Genomic DNA, 1,075 nt, shown 5'->3' on the forward strand with positions numbered 1-1,075 from the left:
GCTCTAGATAAAAAGAAATTGAGTTGGTTCGCCAATGCAGCGCTCTAGATAAAAAGAAATTGAGTTGGTTCGCCAATGCAGCAGTAAGTTTAAGTATCGGGATATATGCAAGGCCAAACTTTGCACTCCTTCCGGTCGTATTTTTAATCTACATGCTAGTTCGAGGATATAAAATAAAAGAGATTATTAAACCTGCTATTGTTGTATCTGCTGTAATATTAATTTGCATTTCCCCTTGGTGGATCAGAAATGCTGTCGTATTTGATAAGTTTATTCCGCTCACGCTCTCGTCCGGCAATCCATCTGTATTAGGAGCTATGATCGATTGGAGATATCCTGCTGGTGCAGAAGAGAAATTCAAAGAGGATTTTACGCGGTTAGGCGAGGCGAAAGATGCCATCGAATCCAATGAAATTCAAGCTGAGCTTGCCAAAAAAATTAGAAACTATGGATTTGAAACGGATCGCAATCGTTATATTAAACATTACACCGTTGATCGGGTAGTCGATATGGTCAAAGTACCTTATTATTGGAAGCCCGTACTTCATATTTCGAAACCCATCGTGGGCGTATATCACTACGTGCTGCTATTGCTCGGAGTAATTGGGTTGCTCATGACCGTTATTTTTAAAAGCAAACGCAAAGAACTATCTATATTGATAATAACCATTTTATATTTCATATTTACATCACTGCCATTTATTACGTTTGAACGATACGGTTACTTCATTATGGCGTTTATCACGATATATGCAGCCTATCTCATTCATGAGCTAGTTGAAGCTGTGCGTTCGAAGAAGAGAAGTTCTTTGAGACAACCAAACCATTAGAGGGAGGAACCAAACCTTTAGAGGCTTCTACCAGACCTTCAAGGCGTTTCGAACCCACCCAAACCCTCCCTTCCAAGGGAGGGCCCCAAGGGCTGCGCCCTCTGGACACCCGCAATTGGACTAACGCTAAAGCTAGCCATGCGCTCTTTTGCTGCGTTTGCGTTGGAACGCTTTCGTCCCTTTGGGACACGCTTTACTTTGGGTGTATAATTCGCTGATTACTTCTTTAAGGAACTGTTTGATGC

At 41.8% G+C, this 1,075-nt stretch carries 1 protein-coding gene; it reads left to right on the top strand.

Annotated elements, in window-relative coordinates:
• The first annotated feature begins 59 nt into the window (after positions 1-59).
• Entirely contained in the window at positions 60-830 is a 771-nt protein-coding gene (locus tag AC1DSE_RS35690) for a hypothetical protein (protein WP_477529171.1), read from the top strand.
• The last annotated feature ends 245 nt before the right edge of the window (positions 831-1,075 follow it).

Source organism: Paenibacillus sp. 01L418, assembly GCF_056400045.1.